Annotated in this window: 17 protein-coding genes; 7 read left to right on the top strand and 10 right to left on the bottom strand. The window is 64.5% G+C overall.

Going from position 1 to position 18673, the window contains the following annotated elements:
- Window positions 1-5 precede the first annotated feature (5 nt).
- Both FOY51_RS01180 and FOY51_RS01185 read right to left on the bottom strand, forming a co-directional pair.
- Window positions 6-3221, bottom strand: a complete 3216-nt coding sequence (locus FOY51_RS01180) for a DUF5615 family PIN-like protein (RefSeq protein ID WP_149428370.1) — start codon at window positions 3219-3221, stop codon at window positions 6-8.
- A gap of 254 nt (window positions 3222-3475) precedes the next feature.
- Window positions 3476-3979 (bottom strand): MarR family winged helix-turn-helix transcriptional regulator, encoded by a 504-nt coding sequence (locus FOY51_RS01185; RefSeq protein ID WP_149428371.1) that lies wholly within the window; start codon window positions 3977-3979, stop codon window positions 3476-3478.
- 64 nt (window positions 3980-4043) lie between these two features.
- Here FOY51_RS01185 and FOY51_RS01190 point away from each other — a divergent pair, with 64 nt between their 5' ends.
- On the top strand, window positions 4044-5033 hold the full coding sequence (locus FOY51_RS01190; RefSeq protein WP_149428372.1) for an NAD(P)H-quinone oxidoreductase: 990 nt from the start codon (window positions 4044-4046) through the stop codon (window positions 5031-5033).
- Here FOY51_RS01190 and FOY51_RS01195 read toward each other — a convergent pair whose 3' ends face one another.
- Window positions 5034-6233 carry a cysteine desulfurase-like protein gene (locus tag FOY51_RS01195; protein WP_149428373.1) on the bottom strand — a complete coding sequence of 400 codons (1200 nt, stop codon included), beginning with the start codon at window positions 6231-6233 and terminating at the stop codon, window positions 5034-5036.
- A gap of 149 nt (window positions 6234-6382) precedes the next feature.
- Between FOY51_RS01195 and FOY51_RS01200 the strand changes: the two genes are divergently transcribed.
- Genes FOY51_RS01200 through glfT1 form a run of 4 tightly spaced genes read left to right on the top strand, consistent with a single transcriptional unit; the run spans window position 6383 to window position 9589 of the window.
- Window positions 6383-6949: a bacterial proteasome activator family protein gene (locus tag FOY51_RS01200; protein ID WP_149428374.1), complete on the top strand. Its 567-nt coding sequence runs from the start codon at window positions 6383-6385 to the stop codon at window positions 6947-6949.
- 17 nt (window positions 6950-6966) lie between these two features.
- Window positions 6967-7833 (top strand): galactan export ABC transporter permease subunit Wzm/RfbD, encoded by an 867-nt coding sequence (gene wzm, locus FOY51_RS01205; protein WP_149428375.1) that lies wholly within the window; start codon window positions 6967-6969, stop codon window positions 7831-7833.
- Between the two features lie 26 nt (window positions 7834-7859).
- Complete coding sequence (gene wzt, locus FOY51_RS01210; protein WP_149428376.1) at window positions 7860-8684, top strand: galactan export ABC transporter ATP-binding subunit Wzt/RfbE; 825 nt, start codon at window positions 7860-7862, stop codon at window positions 8682-8684.
- Window positions 8681-9589, top strand: coding sequence for a galactofuranosyltransferase GlfT1 (glfT1, locus tag FOY51_RS01215; protein ID WP_149428377.1), 909 nt, complete (start codon window positions 8681-8683; stop codon window positions 9587-9589). The genes wzt and glfT1 overlap by 4 nt, the downstream gene beginning before the upstream one ends.
- Here glfT1 and FOY51_RS01220 read toward each other — a convergent pair.
- Entirely contained in the window at window positions 9576-10220 is a 645-nt protein-coding gene (locus tag FOY51_RS01220; protein WP_187776127.1) for a sigma-70 family RNA polymerase sigma factor, read from the bottom strand. The two genes, glfT1 and FOY51_RS01220, sit on opposite strands and share 14 nt — an antisense overlap.
- Window positions 10221-10315: 95 nt before the next feature.
- Window positions 10316-11692, bottom strand: a complete 1377-nt coding sequence (locus tag FOY51_RS01225; protein ID WP_149428379.1) for an NAD-dependent succinate-semialdehyde dehydrogenase — start codon at window positions 11690-11692, stop codon at window positions 10316-10318.
- Between the two features lie 184 nt (window positions 11693-11876).
- Between FOY51_RS01225 and rsgA the strand changes: the two genes are divergently transcribed.
- Window positions 11877-12893, top strand: a complete 1017-nt coding sequence (gene rsgA, locus FOY51_RS01230) for a ribosome small subunit-dependent GTPase A (RefSeq protein WP_149428380.1) — start codon at window positions 11877-11879, stop codon at window positions 12891-12893.
- Between the two features lie 102 nt (window positions 12894-12995).
- Window positions 12996-13847 carry an SDR family oxidoreductase gene (locus tag FOY51_RS01235; protein ID WP_149428381.1) on the top strand — a complete coding sequence of 284 codons (852 nt, stop codon included), beginning with the start codon at window positions 12996-12998 and terminating at the stop codon, window positions 13845-13847.
- A gap of 52 nt (window positions 13848-13899) precedes the next feature.
- Here FOY51_RS01235 and FOY51_RS01240 read toward each other — a convergent pair whose 3' ends face one another.
- The 5 genes from FOY51_RS01240 to FOY51_RS01260 form a co-directional block, all read right to left on the bottom strand.
- Window positions 13900-14478: a mismatch-specific DNA-glycosylase gene (locus FOY51_RS01240; RefSeq protein ID WP_149428382.1), complete on the bottom strand. Its 579-nt coding sequence runs from the start codon at window positions 14476-14478 to the stop codon at window positions 13900-13902.
- A 38-nt stretch (window positions 14479-14516) separates the two neighbouring features.
- Window positions 14517-16004: a glycosyltransferase family 39 protein gene (locus FOY51_RS01245; protein ID WP_149428383.1), complete on the bottom strand. Its 1488-nt coding sequence runs from the start codon at window positions 16002-16004 to the stop codon at window positions 14517-14519.
- Window positions 16001-17887: a glycosyltransferase gene (locus tag FOY51_RS01250; RefSeq protein WP_149428384.1), complete on the bottom strand. Its 1887-nt coding sequence runs from the start codon at window positions 17885-17887 to the stop codon at window positions 16001-16003. Before FOY51_RS01250 ends, FOY51_RS01245 begins: the two co-directional genes overlap by 4 nt.
- Before the next feature lie 93 nt (window positions 17888-17980).
- Entirely contained in the window at window positions 17981-18226 is a 246-nt protein-coding gene (locus tag FOY51_RS01255; RefSeq protein ID WP_149428385.1) for a hypothetical protein, read from the bottom strand.
- Window positions 18227-18358: 132 nt separating this feature from the next.
- Entirely contained in the window at window positions 18359-18619 is a 261-nt protein-coding gene (locus FOY51_RS01260) for a hypothetical protein (RefSeq protein WP_149428386.1), read from the bottom strand.
- Between the last annotated feature and the right edge of the window lie 54 nt (window positions 18620-18673).

An 18673-nucleotide genomic window follows, 5' to 3' on the forward strand; every position in this document is an offset into this window, starting at 1 on the left:
CTTCCCTAGCCGCGCTGCAGAGGCAGGCGACGTGCCCTGATGCGATCGGCTGCAAGAGCAACCAAGGCACCAGCACTGAGCGACGACGCGATGTGCGGCAGGCTCGATGCGATTACCGAACCCTGCTCATCGATCGTTGCTCCACCACGACGCAGAAGCAGCAAGCTCGGGCCGGTATCGCCGCCGATCAGATCGTCGACGTAGCTGAGCTCGCCGGTGATCAGAGTGCGGCCATCCGCCTTCGCCTTCGCAAGTACCTGCTCGTTGTTGCCGCCGCGCAGGTTTGCATCGTGCACATGGATCGCGTCGTAGCCGGCATCGCGGAGCAAGCCCGCGACCTTGGGGCTGAGGTTCTCGTCCACCAAGAAACTCTGTCCGGCAACAGCACCCGACGCCGTCGAAGTAATCACTTCGGCATACGTCGTGTTGATCTCGTCGGTTCCGCCGAGACCGTCGAACAGCGACTCGAGCTTGCTGTCCGTACCCACGACCTTCTTGTTGACCCACGCCGGCGGATTGCCACCACCAGCAGTGGCACCTGCAGCGCCCGAGGGAGCGGTAGCAGCTGCACCCGACGAAGACGCGGCACCGGAATCAGCAGTCGCACTGCTGGAACCGCCGTCGAACGCACCAGTTGCCTTGGCGCCCAACCCTGCTGCTCCGGCGACACCGGCGGCAGCAGCACCACCGAGAGCACCCTTCTTCCAGTCGACACCACCGTCGTCGGAAGACGACGCCGTTGCCGAAGTCGACGCGGTATCCGGTGACGTACCCGGCGCTGCACCCTCGGCGGGAGCCGAACCGGTCCCGATCGGAGTACCGGTGACGGCAGGAGCACCAGCCGAATCAGCACTACCTGTGTCACTGCTACCAGAGGTAGCGCCCGACACATCCGCAGCACCCTCGGCCGGAGCCGACCCTGTGCCGACCGGCGTACCGGTCACCGCAGGAGCACCAGCCGAATCGGAATCAGCATCCTTGTCGAACGCACCAGTTGCCTTGGCGCCCAACCCTGCTGCTCCGGCGACACCGGCGGCAGCAGCACCGCCGAGAGCGCCCTTCTTCCAGTCGATTCCGCCGTCGTCGGACGATTTCGCCTCTGGCGCAGCCGAATCCGTCAACTCGTGGCGACCCGACACGCCGGACGTGGAACCGGTGTCCGGAGTATCGACCTTCGGCACATCCGCCGACGGTGCGTCCGCCTTCGGGATGTCGGCCTTCGGCAGGTCGCTCGAGGCGCCTACGTCGGCAGTGCCGCTCGCTCCAGTCGCGCCAACGCCGGCGCTGCCGGCGGCGGACCCGCCGGTAGCGCCACCGTCAAAATCCAGGCGACCACCGTCCGTGCCCTTCTCGTCCGGACCGTCGAGTTCGTGCTTGCCGGCATCCTTGACATCGTCGGCGCTCGGGCCGGTCAGCTTCGACCGGTCCGGACCGTCGGCATCGACATCGGGCTTGTCGGAATCGCGATCGAACGCGCCCTTGATCTTTCCGCCGAGTCCGGCCGCACCGGCAACGCCTGCAGCCCCTGCTGCGGCGACGCCGCCTAGTGCGCCCTTCTTCCAGTCGAAGCCGCCGTCACCTTCCGGTGCCTTGGCCTCGGGGGCCTTGACGTCGGGTGTGTCGATGTTCGGTGTATCCACCTTCGGGGCATTGACATCGGGAGCACCCAGGTCGCCGAACCCGTGCCGTCCACCGGACAGATCCGGCTTGTCGACCTCGGGAGCCTTGACATCCGGCGTCTTCACGTCCGGAGCGTCGACGTCACGATCGAACGCGCCCTTGGCTTTTGCGCCGAGTCCGGCCGCACCGGCAACGCCTGCTGCCGCAGCGCCACCGATGGCACCCTTCTTCAGATCGAAGCCGCCTTCCGGCTTCTTCACCTCGGGAGCCTTGATGTCGGGACGCTTGACCTCAGGGGTCTTGATGTCGGGACGTTTGATCTCGGGAGCCTTGACGTTGGGCGCCTTGACATCCGGACCGTTGAGACGCGGGCCGCTACCGGTCGGACGCGAACCACCGCGACCGCGCAGGAACTTCCAGAGTGCCCAGAGCAGACCGATGACCACCAGCGCGATGATGAGCGGCAGGAGCCACTTCCACACCGAGCTGCCGTTGTCGTCGTTGTCGTTCGAGCTGGTTGCCGTTGTCGGAGTGGCAGCTTCGGTGCCACCCGTGGCAGCACCCGGCTTCGGGAGCGCGAACGAGCCGTCCGCCAACTTGGTGCCACCGTCCGGGTAGGCGATGGTGCCGTCGGCCAACTTGATGGAGCCGTCGGGCTGCTGCACAGCACCCTCGGGCAGCGGGTTGAACGTGCCATCCGCCTTGCGCACCAGTCCGTTGGCGTACTGCAGCGATCCGTCTGGAAGACGCGTCGCGCCCTCGGGCAGCACTACCGATCCGTCGGCCAGCTTCAGCGAACCGTCGGCGAGAACGATGGTTCCGTCGGGCAGCTTGTAGGTGCCGTCGGGCTGCTTGACCGCACCGTCGGGCAGCGCGCCACCTTCAGCGTTCGGAATCTGCACATTGGCGAGCTGGCTCGCGAGTTCCGGTGGGACAGTGACGAACCCACCGGCCTGGCTCCAACGAACCTCGGCCGTGCCGTTGGCACCGCTGAACTTCTGGACGTACTCACCGTTGGCCTCGGTCTGTGCTGCGGTGGGGCCGCCGAGTGCGCCGCCCGGTCCACCGAGCTGCTTGTACGCAGCAAGGAGCGGTCCACGAACGGGCCATGCACCGTTCTCGGGAGTCCAGTAGATCGCCGCACCGCCGGGTGCAGAGAACTCACTGACACGGCCGCCACCGGGGGCGTCCGACTCGTCATTGGTCGGGAACCCGAAATCACCTGTGGGTCCGCCCAATTCGCGGTATTTGTCGAGAATGATGCCGTAGGTGACGTGCGCACCCGTCGGCTCCGAGTAGTAGATGACACCGCCGTCGTAGTTGCGACTCGCGCCGCTACCTGCGGGGGTAACTTCACCGGCGGGGTTTCCGAGCGGAGTCGATGCCCCGCCGAAGTCGGTGTACTTCTTGTTGATTGCGTCTGCCGCCGGCGACTGCGTATGGACCGGGACCGGTCCGTTGTGCAGAAGAGGCGATGCGGAAACCGGGGACGCAAGTAGAAGCGCGGCGCCGACTGTGGCGACACTGCCGACTACGATCCGATTTGCCAGCATCGATCGTCGCTGGTCGCGCGGAACGCGTTTGGCGAGTTGATTGGACATAACGGCACTAACTCCTTTGGTGATTTACCGCTCGAAGGAATAGGCGTCTGATGACATGTTGGTTACACCTGTGACCACGCGCCAGTAAAGCACGCGAGACCAACCGTGACTAGAGATTCGCGTGAAAGTTGACATTGCGACCAGATGGTTATTAACCAGGGCCGGCAGAACTGTTGCGCTGTAGTGACGTGCCGCGCGCTGACCTCAGGTTTCACGGCCGGCAGGGCGTCTCAGGACACGATGCCGAAAGGTAACTATTCGGACTCGGTGCGCGAAATGGTTGCGTCGACCTTCTCGAAGACCTCTGCGACTGCGGACAATTGCGCAGCATCGGCGAGGTCGACGAAGTTGCGGCGCACGCTCTCCACATGCGTCGGCGCGGCCTCCTCCAGGCGACGCCGACCTTCTGGTGTGAGGTTCGCGAGCACACCTCGACCGTCGTCGACGCAGTTGCTGCGCTCGACCATTCCCTGTGCTTCCATGCGACGAATCTGATGCGTCAACCTGCTACGCGACGACAGCACGCCGTCGGCCAGATCGCTCATTCGCAGTGAGCTGTCGGCAGATTCGGACAAGAGCACCAGAATGCGGTACTCGGCGAGCGACATGTCGTGGTTGGCCTGCAGGTCGCGGCTGAGGTAGTCGGCAAGTCGCTGACTGCCGTCCATGTATGCACGCCACGCACGCTGTTCCTTCGCGGTCAACCACCGCGGCTGCGCCGTCGGTTCAGCGGACGATTCTGGGTGCACACAACACATCCTATTCTTTGCACGTGCGCACCGCGGCGGGCACGTCCGACGTGACCGACTAGCGTTCGAAGACATGTACGCGATCACCATGAAGAACTTCGGCGACCCCGACGTCATGAGCTGGAGCGTCGCACCGGACCCGCAACTCGGACAGGGTCAGGTGCGCATCGACGTGGTCGCTACCGCGGTCAACCGCGCCGACCTGATGCAGCGCCAAGGCTTCTATCCGCCGCCGCCCGGTGCCAGCGAGATCCTCGGCCTCGAATGTTCCGGCTACATCGCCGAAGTCGGTGCGGGCGTCGTGGATTGGAAGCCCGGCGATCGAGTGTGCGCGTTGCTCGCCGGCGGGGGCTATGCCGAAGAGGTGGTGGTGCCCGCGACCCAACTGTTGCCGGTGCCTGAGCGCCTCGATCTCCATGCTGCCGCAGCACTTCCCGAGGTTGCGTGCACGGTGTGGTCGAACTTGGTGATGACGGCGGGCATGCATTCCGGGCAGTTGTTGTTGGTGCACGGTGGCGCCAGCGGAATCGGAACGCATGCCATTCAGGTCGCCGTCGCACGCGGTGTCACCGTCGCCGTCACCGCGGGGTCCCAACACAAGCTCGCCATGTGCAAGGAACTCGGTGCGACCACACTGATCGACTACAAGAACGAGGACTTCGTCGACGTCGTTCGCTCCATCGACGGCAGCGCGGGCGCGGACATCATCCTCGACAACATGGGCGCAAAGTACCTCGGTCGCAACATCGATGCGCTGGCACCCGACGGACAGCTGATCGTCATCGGCATGCAAGGCGGCACCACCGGCGACCTCGAGATCGGCAAGCTGATGAGCAAGCGCGGCACCGTCCATGCGGCGGGACTGCGTGGTCGCCCGGAGACAGGACGATCGAGCAAAGCAGACATCGTCGCGGCTGTCACCAAAGATCTCTGGCCGCTGGTCACCGACGGCACCGTGCAACCGATCGTGGCTGCGGAACTTCCGATTGCCGAGGCAGCAGAGGCGCATCGCATGCTCGACTCCCCCGATGTGATCGGCAAAGTTGTTCTGCGAGTGCGTTAGTCAGACTGCAGCGAGGACACGCGCGAGCTGATCGATCTCGTATTTCGTTGTGTACGGGGCCAATCCGATGGTGACCGCGCCGCCTTCGTCGTTCACACCGAGCGCGTCGAGCAACCTGCTGCCACCGTGACTGCCGCTGAGCGTGCCGATTCGGTTGTCGGCGAGATGCGCAGAAACCTTCTCCGCGTTGACACCTGCGACCGTGAAGCTGAGTGTGGGAATGCGCGTGGTCGGTCGGCCGATCAATGTCACCTTCGGCAACGACCGCAACGTACGCAGCAGATGCTCGAACAGCTGATCCTGGTAACCCTGCAACGAGCTGATCGACGTTTCCAGTCGCTGCCTGCGGGTACCCGTCGCCGACTCGTCGAGGCCGGCGAGAAAGTCGATGGATGTGGTGAGGCCCGCGAGCATCGCGTATTGATGACCGCCGACCTCGAGGCGTTCCGCCCCTTTGGAATACGGGTTGAGCGACATCGCCGGAATGCGATCCAGCAGTTCGGGATCGCGAAAGGCCAACGCGCCCACCTGCGGTCCGCCCCACGACGGACCGCTCAACGCGACTACGTCGGCTCCGAGTTGATCGATGTCGAGGTGCGCGTACGGCGCGGCACCGATCGCGTCGACCACCAACAGGCCGCCCACCTCGTGCACACGATCGGCGGCGACGCGAACGTCTGGCGCCGAGCCGACGATCGGTGATGCCGCCGTCAACGCGACCAGCCGCGCTGTCGGTCCGATCAGCTCTTCGAACTGCCAGCTGGGGAGCTCGCAGGTATCGATCTCCACCTCGGCCCACCGCACATGCGCGCCGTACCGATTCGCGATCCGCAACCACGGGGCGACGTTGGCCTCGTCGTCGAGACGCGAGAGCACGATTCCGGTGCCGAGTCCCAGTCGCGAGCTGAGCGACTCCGCCAGCCAGGCCAACAGCAAGGCTCGATCAGGACCGAGAACAACGCCGGCCGGATCGCCACCCACCAGATCAGCGACGGCTTCACGAGCGTTCTGCAGAATCTCCGCGCTGCGTTTGGCAGCGGCGTGGCGACCGGTGTGATTGAACGACGACGTGCGAAATCCAGTCGACACCGATCGCGAAACGGCGTCCGGAATCTGCATCCCCGCCTGCGGATCCAGATGGATCCAACCATCGCCGAGCGAGGGTATGTGCCCACGCACCCGTGCGACGTCGTAACTCATTCCCGACACTCTAAATGGTCCCTCGGTAGGCCTGTGACACAGATCCCTTTCAAATGTCACCCGTAAGAGGGGTAACTCGGCCCCCCAGCGACCAAGGATATGCCGCCCCTGCCTTAGCGCAATTCGTAACTACCCGACAAGATGGAGTAATGACGCAATCGGACAACGAACAGGTCGTAGTGGTGGGGCCGGACGGTCAGCCGGTGTCGATGACTGCCGCGCAGGCCGCCGTCTCCCAGGTCGCGCAGGCCCGCGGCGACGACGGTTCCGACGAGAGCCTCGCCGACATGGTGGAACAGCCCGCCAAGGTGATGCGCATCGGCACGATGATCAAGCAGCTGCTCGAAGAGGTGCGTGCCGCTCCGCTCGACGAGGCGAGTCGGGCTCGGCTCAGGGAAATCCACAAGTCGTCGATTCGCGAGCTGGAGCAGGGCCTCGCCCCGGAGCTGCGCGACGAGTTGGAGCGCCTCGCGCTGCCCTTCAACGACGACGACGTGCCCTCCGACGGTGAGCTTCGTATCGCGCAGGCACAGTTGGTCGGCTGGTTGGAAGGGTTGTTCCACGGCATTCAGACCGCGCTGTTCGCGCAGCAGATGGCGGCGCGCGCGCAGCTGGAGCAGATGCGTCAGGGCGCGTTGCCCCCAGGCCTGCACGACGCCGATCCGCGAGGTCACGGCGGCCAGTCACCGAGCGGCGGCACTGGGCAGTACCTGTAACGGTAGGCTCGACCCTCGTGTCAGCCCCAGCCCCGGAAGTCGAGCAATCGGCACTGCCCGTGTCCGACTCGCAGACTTATCGTCGCGCGTTCAAAGATCTGCGCGAGGGCCTGAGTCAGCGGGAACTGTGGCTGTCGCTGGGGTGGCAGGACATCAAGCAGCGTTATCGCCGTTCGGTGCTCGGCCCGTTCTGGATCACCATCGCCACCGGAATCCAGGCGTCGGCGATCGGCCTGCTGTATTCGGTGCTGCTGGATCAGCCGTTGCGCGAGCAGTTGCCGCACGTCACGGTGGGTCTGATCGTCTGGGGTTTGATCCAGGCGAGCATCATCGAAGGCTCCGAGGTGTTCATCGCCAACGAGGGCCTGATCAAGCAACTCCCGTCGGCCCTGAGCGTGCACGTATATCGCCTGGTCTGGCGGCAGATCCTCTTCTTCGCGCACAACCTGTTGATCTACGTGATCGTCTTCTTCGCGTTCTCCATCTGGCGGGACGTGCACTGGACGATCATCTTCGCGATCCCCGCGTTCGTGCTGCTCGTGCTCAACGCGATGTGGGTGTCGATCGTGTTCGGCATCTTCGCCACCCGCTACCGCGATATCGCGCCGATCCTCAACAGCATGACGCTGATGCTGTTCGTGCTGACCCCGGTCATGTGGAGCACCAAGGCGCTGGAGAACCAGGGCGGTCAGGTCGCCGATCGGGCGAGGATCGTCGAGATCGTTCCGACGTTCCATTTCCTCGAGATCGTGCGTGCGCCCCTGCTCGGCGAAGATCAGCACGCGTATCACTGGTACATCGTCGGCGCGTTCACCGTCGTGGGATGGATCGTCGCCATCTTCGCGCTCAAGAAATATCGGGCGCGCGTGCCCTACTGGGTTTAGGGGGCAACAGTGTTTTGGGAGCAACAGTGACTGAGCACGTCGGTATCGACACCCACGACGCGTGGGTGGAATTTCCCATCTTCGACGCCAAGACTCGTTCGCTGAAGAAGGCGTTCCTCGGCAAGGCGGGCGGTGCGATCGGACGCAACACCTCCGACGTCGTCGTCGTCGAAGCGCTGCGCGACATCACCTTGTCGCTGAAGGAAGGCGACCGCATCGGGCTGGTCGGGCACAACGGCGCAGGCAAGTCGACGCTGCTGCGACTGCTCGCCGGCATCTACGAGCCGTCGCGGGGTAGTGCCCAGATTCGCGGCCGGGTGGCCCCGGTGTTCGACCTGGGCGTCGGCATGGACCCCGAGATCTCCGGCTACGAGAACATCATCATCCGCGGGCTCTTCCTCGGCCAGACGCGCAAGGAAATGCTCTCCAAGATCGACGAGATCGCCGACTTCACCGAGCTCGGCGACTACCTCGAGATGCCGCTGCGCACGTACTCGACGGGTATGCGCGTTCGCCTCGCGATGGGCGTGGTCACCAGCATCGACCCCGAGATCCTGCTGCTCGACGAGGGCATCGGCGCCGTCGACGCCGAGTTCATGAAGAAGGCGCGTAAACGCCTCGAAGCGCTGGTAAAGCGCTCCGGCATCCTGGTGTTCGCCAGCCACTCCAACGAATTCCTCGCTCAGCTCTGCGATACCGCGATGTGGATCGATCACGGCACCGTGCGTATGCATGGCGGGATCGAAGAGGTGGTCGGCGCCTACGAGGGACCCGAAGCCGCCGAACACGTCGCCCGCACCATCCGCGAACTCGAAGCAGAGAACGAACGCGAGAAGGCCGCAGGCGCGTGAAGGTCGTTGCCGTCGTCGTCACCCACAAGCGACGCGAGCTGCTCGCCGAGTCACTGAAAGCCGTTGCGGGTCAATCGCGTCCGATCGATCACCTGGTGGTGGTTGACAACGCGAACGAGGCCGACGTTCGGGCGCTGGTCGAGGCGCAGCCGGGCGAGCTGACCTATCTGGGTTCGGCGCACAATCTGGGCGGCGCAGGCGGTTTCGCGCTCGGGATGCTCTATGCGCTTTCGCTCGGCGCTGACTGGGTGTGGCTGGCCGACGACGACGGCCGACCTGAGGGCCCGGACGTTCTGGAAAAGTTGATCGCCTGCGCCGACAAGCACGGTCTCGCGGAAGTGTCCCCCGTCGTCTGCGACATCGCCGAACCCGATCGCCTTGCGTTCCCGTTGCGTCGCGGCGTGGTGTGGCGACGACTGCGATCGGAGTTGGGCGACACCGGCGCTGCAACTGACAACGAGGCCGACGATCTGCTGCCCGGCATCGCGTCATTGTTCAACGGCGCCTTGATCTCTGCTGCCGCGATCGATGCGGTAGGCGTTCCGGACCTTCGGCTTTTCGTGCGCGGCGACGAGGTGGAGATCCACCGCCGACTGGTGCGCTCCGGCCTTCCGTTCGGGACCTGTCTGCAGACGGCCTATCTGCATCCGAACGGTGCCGACGAGTTCAAGCCGATCCTCGGTGGCCGCATGCACACGCAGTATCCCGACGACGCGAACAAGCGCTACTTCACCTACCGCAACCGCGGGTATCTGATGTCGCAGCCCGGCATGCGAAAGCTGTTGCCGCAAGAGTGGATTCGGTTCGGCTGGTACTTCCTCGTCACCACGCGCGATCCGGCGGGCCTGCGAGAGTGGCTGCGGCTGCGCAAGCTCGGCAGGCAGGAAAAGTTCAGCCGACCGTAACCAGCTCACCTTCGAGTTGGTGCCGCATCCTGTGTAGCCCTTCACGAATACGCGACTTTGCCGTGGGTACCGGAATATCGAGCGCTGCAGCGGTTTCGCGGTAGGTGAGGCGGTCGATGTAGGCGAGCACGATGGCCTCGCGCTCCAGGTCGGTCAGACAATCCAGGCACGCGACCACTCGGTGATTCGACATCTCCGCGAGCACCTCAGCGGCAACGTCGTCATCGAAACACCGACGCATCGACAACAGCGAGTTCCGCTGGTCGCGCGCTGTACGTGACTGTTCCGATCGCACTCGGTCGATGGCGCGGCGATGCGCGATGGTGATCATCCAGGCCAGCGGACTACCGCAACGCGCGTCGAAGCTGGCGGCTTTGCTCCAGACCTCGACAAACACCTCCTGCGTCACGTCTTCGGCATAGCCGCGGTCGCACAACACCCGCATGGTCATGCCGAAGATCCGTGCCGCAGTCGCGGTGTACAGCTCGGTGAAGGCGAGGTGGTCGTGGTGGCCGACACGGTCGAGAACAGCGCAGAGACGTTGCGATTCCGTGGGTGGAACGTTCCCCGATATGCATCGCAATCCTGCTGCTCGGCTGACCACAACTGCTCTGTCCGCCCATTCTGGCACGAACTGCATCGTTTCCGCATCGAATTGCGCTTCGCGCAGGTGAGCGTTTAGTTGGTCTCCACACCCACAAAGCGCGCACCTGCGGCGAAGCGGCACTACACCTTGCTGACCCGCACCAGCTTCTTGTTGACGAATTCGTCCATGCCCCACGAGCCGAGTTCGCGGCCGAAGCCTGAGCGCTTGACGCCTCCGAACGGTAAGCCGGGCAGCGTGGTGCCGTGCTCGTTGACGAACGCCATTCCGACGTCCAGCTGATCGGCAACATCGCGAGCGGACAAGAGATCGCCGCTCCACACCGAGCCGCTGAGCCCGAACGCCGACGAATTCGCCAGTGTGACAGCCTCTTCCGCGGAGGCCACCTTGTACACCACGGCGACGGGGCCGAACAGTTCTTCCTCGTACGCCCGCATCTCCGGCGTGACGTCGGTGAGCAACGTCGGCTCGACGAACGCTCCTGGCCCATCCACCGCATTGCCACCGGTCAACACCGTGGCGCCCTTGTCGATCGCGTTGGCGACCTGCTCCATGAGCGAATCGAGTGCGGTTTGCGACGACAGCGGACCCAACTTGGTCTCCGGATCGAGCGGATCGCCGGGCGTGGTCGCGGCAAAGGCGGCGGTGAGTTGCGGCACGAACTCGTCGTAGACGTCGGCCAGCACGATGATGCGTTTCGCGCCGTTGCACGCCTGACCCGTGTTCGAGAGCCGACCCCGAGCCGCCGCCTTGACGGTGGCGTCGAGGTTGTGGTTGTCGAGGACGATGAACGGGTCGGAGCCGCCCAGTTCGAGCACCACCTTCTTCAGGTTCTTTCCTGCGGTCGCGCCGACACTCGCGCCGGCCTTCTCACTGCCCGTCAACGAGACGCCGTGGACGCGCGGGTCGGCAATCATGTCCGCGATCTGGTCGGTGTCGGCGAAGACGTTGATGTACGCATCCTTGGGCAGCCCGGCCTGCTGGAATATCTCCTCGATCAACAGGGCCGACTGCGGACAGCTGCCCGCATGCTTGAGCAGAATCGTGTTGCCCAGCATCAGGTTCGGCGCCGCGAATCGTGCCACCTGGTAGTACGGGAAGTTCCACGGCATCACCCCGATCAACGGCCCGACCGGACGTTTGTGCACCAACGATTCCTCGGCAGGCGGCACATCCAGAACCTCGTCGGCGAGCAGCGCCGGACCGTTTTCGGCGTACCAGGCGAAGATCGCCGTCGTGATCTGCACCTCCTGGTGCGACTGCTTGATCGGCTTGCCCATCTCCACCGAGATCGACGTCGCGAGTTCGTCGGCACGCTCCTTGTAGAGGTCTGCCGTCTTCGCGAGGATGCGCGCGCGCTCGTCAGGCTCGGTGGTTCGCCACGATTCGAACCCGGACTGTGCGCGTGCCAGCGCCGATTCGACGCCGGCCTGGTCGAGCGTGGGAAATTCCTGCCCGGCTTCGCCAGTAGCAGGATTGACAGTCTTGTACGAAGTCATATCTTCAGGGTTACCCGGCACCCAGCGGTCACAAACAGCGCTGCTGTAAGAAAAATCGGTTGAACAGCCTGCGCTGCGATGCGACGCTTGGTTTCAACCCTCGTCGAAGGAGGTGGATTTCGATGGATGTCACCGTGCTGGCTCTCTCGTGCCCATACTCGCCTCGACGAAGGACATCACACCGATGGTTCACCCTCTCGATCGCTACGGCTGGAACGACTCCGTAGCAACCAGCTTTGCGTCATATCCAGACACTCCTGCACGGATCGTCCGCGTCGACAAAGGCCAATGCGACGCAGCCACTTCCGGTGGCGTCGTTCGTGCTCGGACAGCGGATCGACAACTCTGCACCGGCGACTGGGTGACCGTCGCCGATCGGGGTGACGCGCCGACAGTGATCGATCTACTCCCGCGTACAACCGCGATTCGACGATCGTCGTCGCCGCGCTCGGAAGCCCAGATGCTTGCGGCCAACGTCGACACCGTTCTGGTCACCACCGCGTTGGACGGCGACGTCGACCTCGCCAGAATCGAGCGGCTGCTGGCACTCGCCTGGGAAAGCGGTGCGCAACCGGTCATCGCTTTGACCAAAGCCGATGCGGCTCAGCACGTTCTCGATCGGATAGCTCGTGTTCAGACAATTGCGCCCGGCGTCTCCGTGCTGGCAGTCAGCGCGACGACGGGCGACGGCATCGACATCCTGATCGCCGTCCTGAGCGGAACCGTCGCGTTGATCGGACCGTCCGGCGCCGGTAAGTCGACGTTGGCCAACACGCTGCTCGGCAAAGAGTTGCTCGCTACCAACGCCGTTCGCAGTGTCGACGGGAAGGGGCGCCACACGACCGTGCATCGCGAACTGCTGCCGTTGCCGTTCGGCGGAGCACTGATCGACACTCCCGGGCTGCGCGGGGTCGGACTGTGGGACGCCGCGCACGGCATAGAGAAGGTGTTCGCAGACGTGGACACCTTGGCGCACCAGTGCCGATTCGACGACTGTCACCACGTTGCGGAACCCGGCTGCGCGGTCTTGGCCGCCGTCGAATCCGGCACGTTGGAGCAACGCAGGCTCGACAGTTACCGCAAGCTGCTGCGCGAGAACGACTGGGTGGCAGCCAGATCCGACGCGCGCCTGCGCAGCGAGCGCACCCGTGTGGTGAAGTCGAAATCGCGTGAACTGCGGCGGATGTACAAGAGCAGGTAGCGCTGCACAGAAATTACCTGTGACCGCCGGCCCCCCGTACCTCGTCGGGGTGCATAGTTGTACGCGGCAGTTAGGTTGCCCACCCACAACGAAGGAGTTGCGATGGCAGACGCCAAGCCCCTGGCAGGTAAGACCCTCATCATGTCCGGCGGCAGCCGCGGTATCGGGCTGGCCATTGCGCTGCTAGCCGCCAAGGACGGTGCCAACGTCACGCTGATCGCGAAGACGGACACGCCGAACCCGAAGCTGCCGGGCACCATTCACACGGCCGCGGCAGAGATCGAGGAGGCCGGCGGTCAGGTGCTGGCGTTCGTCGGCGATGTGCGTAGTGACGAGTCTGTTGCCGAAGCCGTCAAGCAGACCGTGGAGAAGTTCGGCGGCATCGACCTGGTGGTCAACAACGCGAGCGCGATCGACCTCTCGCCCACCGATTCGATTTCGATGAAGAAGTACGACCTGATGCAGGACATCAACGCCCGCGGCAGCTTCCTGCTGTCCAAGACCAGCATTCCCGCGTTGCGCGAGTCGGCGAAGGCGGGCCGCAACCCGCACATCCTGACGCTGTCGCCGCCGCTGAACCTCAACCCGAAGTGGGCCGGTTCGTCGCTGGGCTACACCATCGCCAAGTACGGCATGAGCCTCACCACGCTGGGTCTCGCCGAGGAGCTCAAGGGCGACGGCATCGGCGTCAACTCGCTGTGGCCGCGCACCACCATCGCTACGGCTGCCGTGAAGAACCTGCTGGGTGGCGATTCGATGGTCGCCGCATCACGGACACCCGACATCTACGCCGACGCCGCCTACGCCGTCCTCACGTCGGATCCGAAGGCGAACACCGGCAACTTCTACATCGACGACGAGGTTCTCGCCGCCAACGGCGTCACCGATCTCGACAAGTACCGGGTAGTCCCGGGCGACGGCGAGCTTCAGTTGGACCTGTTCCTCGACAAGTAAAGGCGCTTCGCGCCCTGTGAGTGAAATTCGGTGCTCTGGCACCGAATTTCACTCACAGGGGCTTGCCCACATCGATCCCTGCCGCCACTGCCACCTCGCGGTAGGCGGCTGCCAGATCGGCGAGCGAGGCGTGCGCATTCAGCCCGCTCGGGTTCGGAACCACCCACAGCTCCGCGCCACCGAAGCTCTCCGGCTGTTTTCCCACTGTCGCCTTCGGCCTGAGAAATCCGGCTCGGTACGCGGTGATCCCCAGGATCGCCACCACCTTCGGCTGCAGCGTCCGCACGCGTTGCTCCAACGCTCGCGCACCGTCGACAAGTTCGGCCGTGCTCAGCTCGTCCGCCCTCGCGGTGGCGCGGCGCACGATGTTCGTGATGCCGATGCCGCGGGCGCGGAGGTGCTCGACATCGGCAGGATCGAACCCGTCCGCCGCATCGATCACCCTGTCGATGATTCCCGCTCGGTACAGCGCCGGATAGAACCGATTGCCACGACGACCGAAGTGACTCTGTACCGCGACCGTCAGCAAACCCGGGTTGATGCCGACGATCAGCAGTCGCACATCCGGACCGATCAGGTCAGGCAACGTCTTGCCGCGAAAGCTCTCCAGTTGGGCCCGAGTGAATCCCACCCCAGCACTGTAGGGCCCCGCACTGTAGGACGCCGCCCTCACGAGCGGCGTAGCCGCACCACCTGCGAGACGTTGAATTGGTGCGATTCATCGACGGTGAAGCCGAGCGTTACCAGCTCGTGGTAGTCCTTCGAGTCCTCGAAGTGGTACGGCGGCAGATGCCACACCTCGTTGCTGGTGTGACGGATGGTTGCCGGTTCCGATCGCTCCACATCGCCGACGTACCAGAGCACCGAGCAGCTGCCGAGCTTGTCCGCGACCGCCGCGATCGGTAGCTGCTCGTCCCACAGCCACCCCAACGCCACCGCCGACTTGCCCTTACCCGGATCCTGTAAGCCCGCGAAGGCCGACGGCGCGATGTTCTCCGCTACGCGCGCCGATGTGGGCGTGAACGCCGACTTCTCCGCGAACAGAACGCAGTCGCCTGGATGCGCGTTGTCGGCCATGTAGTCGGCGACCGCGCTGTAGTCCATTCCGCTCGGCTTGGCGTAAGGCGTGCGCTGGGCCAGATACGCGCCGACGGACGGTGCAACGACGGCGACGATCAACGCGACCGTCCCCAACCGATTGTGCCCGACTGCGGCGATGGCGCCGCCCACCAGCAATGCCACCGCGGGTGCGGTGAAGGTTACGTAGCGATCGAGGTACATCGGTTCCGCCGCAAGGGAATACGCCACCAACAGCACAATCGGCAGCACCGCCCACGGCACGGCGACGGCCAGCAGTTCCGACGTCCGATACGACCTGCTCGCGATCAGCCCGTATACGACGATCACCGCTGCCAGCACTGCGGCGCCCGCTGTCCCGACGAACCACGGATACACCAACACGGTGCGCAGGACCGTCGCGTTCATCGCCGGAATCCACCCGACCTGACCGGACTGTTCGTTCATTTCGAGAATCGCGGGCAAGGCCAGCAGACCACCCACAACCGCGGCGCCTGCGAAGGGCAGCAACGCGCGTCGGCGCAGCACCAGCACGGTCAGGGCATGAGCGCACACCAGCGTCGCCAGGTCCATGAACACCACGATCGCCGCGGCGACACCCACCGCGTACAGCACCCACCAGAACCACCGGCCGCGCCGAAGTGCCACCAGCAGCACCACCGTCAACCACACCGCAACCGCCGCGGTCAGCGCATACCCGCGCGCTTCGACGGCTGCCCACGTCAAGCGCGGCAAGACTGCACAGATCAACCCCGACAACACAGCGGCTCGACGGTCGGCGACCAGCTCGGCCAGCACCACCACACCGGCTACGGCGACGCCGACGGCAATCGCACTCGGCAGCCGGGCACTGAACTCCGACGCCCCGAACAGCCGAAACCAGAAGTGCATCGACAGGTAGTAGACGCCGTGCACCGCGTCCTGATGGGCCAGCAACCGTGCCAGGTCCGGCAGCGACCGCTGCGACACGTACACGGTGGCGGCCTCGTCGTACCAGAACGACGGCCGCCAGGAGAACGCTGCACCCAGTACCGCGGCCAATACCCCCAGCCCAGCGGCAATTCCCCCGGACGCTCTCACTCTCGCGGAACGCCGTACAACCGTTCCCAGTTCTCCCGACTGGTCAACGTGGGCAAGGCATCGCGGTAGCGCTGCTGAACACCGGGCGCCTCCTTGCGGAAACGACGCAGCAGCTTGGCCGCATCGACCAGCAGCGCACGCGCTTTCGCCTTGTCGCGCTGTCGAATTCGAACACCCGACTGCGACGCATCGGTGACGACCACATGATCGAAGTTGGAGATGTGCCACCAATGCGCGTCCTCGCGCGTGACACCGGTCAAACCGTGCTGCGTACGACCGAACCACTGATCGACCGCACGCTTGGCGAGGATCGTCTTCATCATCGACGGCTCACCGCTGGCCCGACGCGTACTCAATGCCGCGGAGCTGACCGGAGCCGTCGACGCCGGATGCTTGACGGTCTCCGGGTAGTCGGCGCGGCCCTTGCGGATGGCAGCCATCGCCTTGATCCCGCCGTCCTGCAACGTCTCCGGCCCTTCCAGGAAGTCTTCGATGCCCTTCAACGTGGTGTAGGCCAAGCCGTACTGCATGGCAACAAGGTGTTCCGAGATGTGCCGGAAGAACATGCGCGACAACGCCTTCGCGTCCAGTTCACTGTGCAGCGCGCCGACGATCAACGAGTTGCGGGTGCTGAAGTAGCGCGCCCAGTCGTCGAAGTCCTTCCAGTAGAAGTCCGCGTGCCACACTGCGGCATTCGGCAGGGTGACGGTGACGAAACCGGCTTCGCGAGCGCGGATTCCGTATTCCACGTCGTCCCACTGGAAGAAGATCGGAATGGGCAGCCCGATCTTGGCGACGACTTCTGCAGGGATCAGGCAGGTCCACCACGCGTTGTACCCGGCGTCCACCCGGCGCTCCTGCTGCTTGCGCAGCATGCTGGTGTTACGCAACGCCTTTGCGACCTTCTGGCCGTGCTGCAGCGTTCCGATGTGCACTTCTTCGGCACCGACGTTGAGGTAGTCGGGGTTGAGCAGGAACAGCATCTGCGCGCCCACCAGCGTGGGCTCCACGGTCATGTTCGCAAAAGCGTTGAGCCGCAACACAGTTTCCGGCTCGCACAGAATGTCGTCGTCCATCAAGATCACGTCGGCGTGCTCGTTGACGGCACTCACCTCGTACAGACCCCGTGTGAATCCGCCTGCACCACCGAGATTCGGCTGGCGGAGATACCGAAGCTTGTCGCCCAGCTTGGCCGACGTCTCCTTGTACAGATCGCGATCCTGCACCAGGTCCGTGCCCTGATCCACTACATACACGGCGTCGATGGTCGCGACCACCGTGGGATCGGACGCGAGCGCGGCGATGGTGAGGTTGCAGTCGTCGGCGCGATTGAAGGTGCAGATGGCGATCGCGACCGGCCGGATCTGCTCCGGCGCCGCAACCGTCCACTCGACGTCGCTGATGCCGAGTTCGCCACCGATGGCGTCGAATTCGAGCCACAACGCGCCGCCGTCGACGTACATGTCGAGCTGGGCATCGATGGTGAACGTGCCCGACTTGTCGGCGTGCACGCTGTCGACGATCCGACGATGACCTGCGATGTCGGATGCCAACATCCGCATGCGCGCCTTCTTGCCCACCTTCAGATGCACCGACACCCGCACCTCGGTCGCCGTGGTCCACCGCTGCCAGTAGCTGGCCGCGAACCGACCGAAGTAGGTGTTGGTGTGAGCGTGCGCGCCTTTCTCCAACTGCATCGTCAGCCGCTCGCGGTGCGCGTTGCCTTTGACGACGGCATACAGATCGTCGTTGATGCGCCGCGCGGGGCCGATGAACAGACCGCGGGCCACCACCAACCGGTCCGGCGCCCGATGCTCCGCCAGCAGGGTGCTCGGAGCCGCCTGCTCCGCGGCGGTCGCGGCGTTGGATGCCGGCTGATCCATGAGGTTCATATCCTTCGCTCGAAGGCGACCCGAGGGCGCAGGTCGCGGCTTCGGCGAGGATATCAACCGGTCACAAATTTGCCGGTGCAGTAATCAGCAGGCGAGCTCTGTCGATTCGGCATTGAGGTCGTTCACTTGCTGTTTCAGGGTCGCGACTTCTTGCGGATCGGTGCTCGTCTTCTCGCGCGCCTTGAGGTCCGCGATCTGCGACGGAATCGCTGCGCATGCCCCCGGTGTATCGGTGTGCGATTCGGCGGCTTGCGACATCGGCGCCGCGCCGAGCGCGATCGCGGCCACGGCCACAGCGGGAAACAGGAGTTTGGCAACAGTCTTGATCATGGTGATTCTCCTTCGTCACCATCCAGTACACCCTGCTTCGGCGCGGTCGGCCACCACGGAATTTCATTACGCCACTAGGGTTTTCCTTTAGACAGGAACTTCCGAGGCGATTCACACCGGAACGTTATCCGGCTAGCTGTCGCATCCTGTATTGGCAGCTTGCTGAGCCAACTGGTCCGCTTGATTCTGCAGCCGATTCGCCTTCTGCGCCGTGTCCGCCCGCTGGGAGCGAGCCGTCAACTCGGCGATCTGGCCCGCGAGATACTGACATTGGCCTTGCGAGGCACTGTTGTTCGGAAATTGCGGCGCGGCCTGCGCAACCGATCCACCGCCGAGAGAAAATAGTGAGCACGCCACAACGGCAAGTGCCGCACCGGCAACTGTTCGCAACATGAGTGCAGGTCCTTTCCCCTATACAGCCAGGTTACGTCGATTCCGGCATAGTGC

Source organism: Antrihabitans cavernicola, assembly GCF_008297975.1.
Classification (GTDB): domain Bacteria; phylum Actinomycetota; class Actinomycetes; order Mycobacteriales; family Mycobacteriaceae; genus Antrihabitans; species Antrihabitans cavernicola.

Excerpts from the sequence above, each read along its gene's own strand:
- FOY51_RS01180 (WP_149428370.1), bottom strand. The coding sequence starts at position 3,221 with ATGTCCAATCAACTCGCCAAACGCGTTCCGCGCGACCAGCGACGATCG.
- FOY51_RS01185 (WP_149428371.1), bottom strand. The coding sequence starts at position 3,979 with ATGTGTTGTGTGCACCCAGAATCGTCCGCTGAACCGACGGCGCAGCCG.
- FOY51_RS01190 (WP_149428372.1), top strand. The coding sequence starts at position 4,044 with ATGTACGCGATCACCATGAAGAACTTCGGCGACCCCGACGTCATGAGC.
- FOY51_RS01195 (WP_149428373.1), bottom strand. The coding sequence starts at position 6,233 with ATGAGTTACGACGTCGCACGGGTGCGTGGGCACATACCCTCGCTCGGC.
- FOY51_RS01200 (WP_149428374.1), top strand. The coding sequence starts at position 6,383 with ATGACGCAATCGGACAACGAACAGGTCGTAGTGGTGGGGCCGGACGGT.
- FOY51_RS01225 (WP_149428379.1), bottom strand. The coding sequence starts at position 11,692 with ATGACTTCGTACAAGACTGTCAATCCTGCTACTGGCGAAGCCGGGCAG.
- rsgA (WP_149428380.1), top strand. The coding sequence starts at position 11,877 with ATGGTTCACCCTCTCGATCGCTACGGCTGGAACGACTCCGTAGCAACC.
- FOY51_RS01235 (WP_149428381.1), top strand. The coding sequence starts at position 12,996 with ATGGCAGACGCCAAGCCCCTGGCAGGTAAGACCCTCATCATGTCCGGC.
- FOY51_RS01250 (WP_149428384.1), bottom strand. The coding sequence starts at position 17,887 with ATGGATCAGCCGGCATCCAACGCCGCGACCGCCGCGGAGCAGGCGGCT.
- FOY51_RS01255 (WP_149428385.1), bottom strand. The coding sequence starts at position 18,226 with ATGATCAAGACTGTTGCCAAACTCCTGTTTCCCGCTGTGGCCGTGGCC.
- FOY51_RS01260 (WP_149428386.1), bottom strand. The coding sequence starts at position 18,619 with ATGTTGCGAACAGTTGCCGGTGCGGCACTTGCCGTTGTGGCGTGCTCA.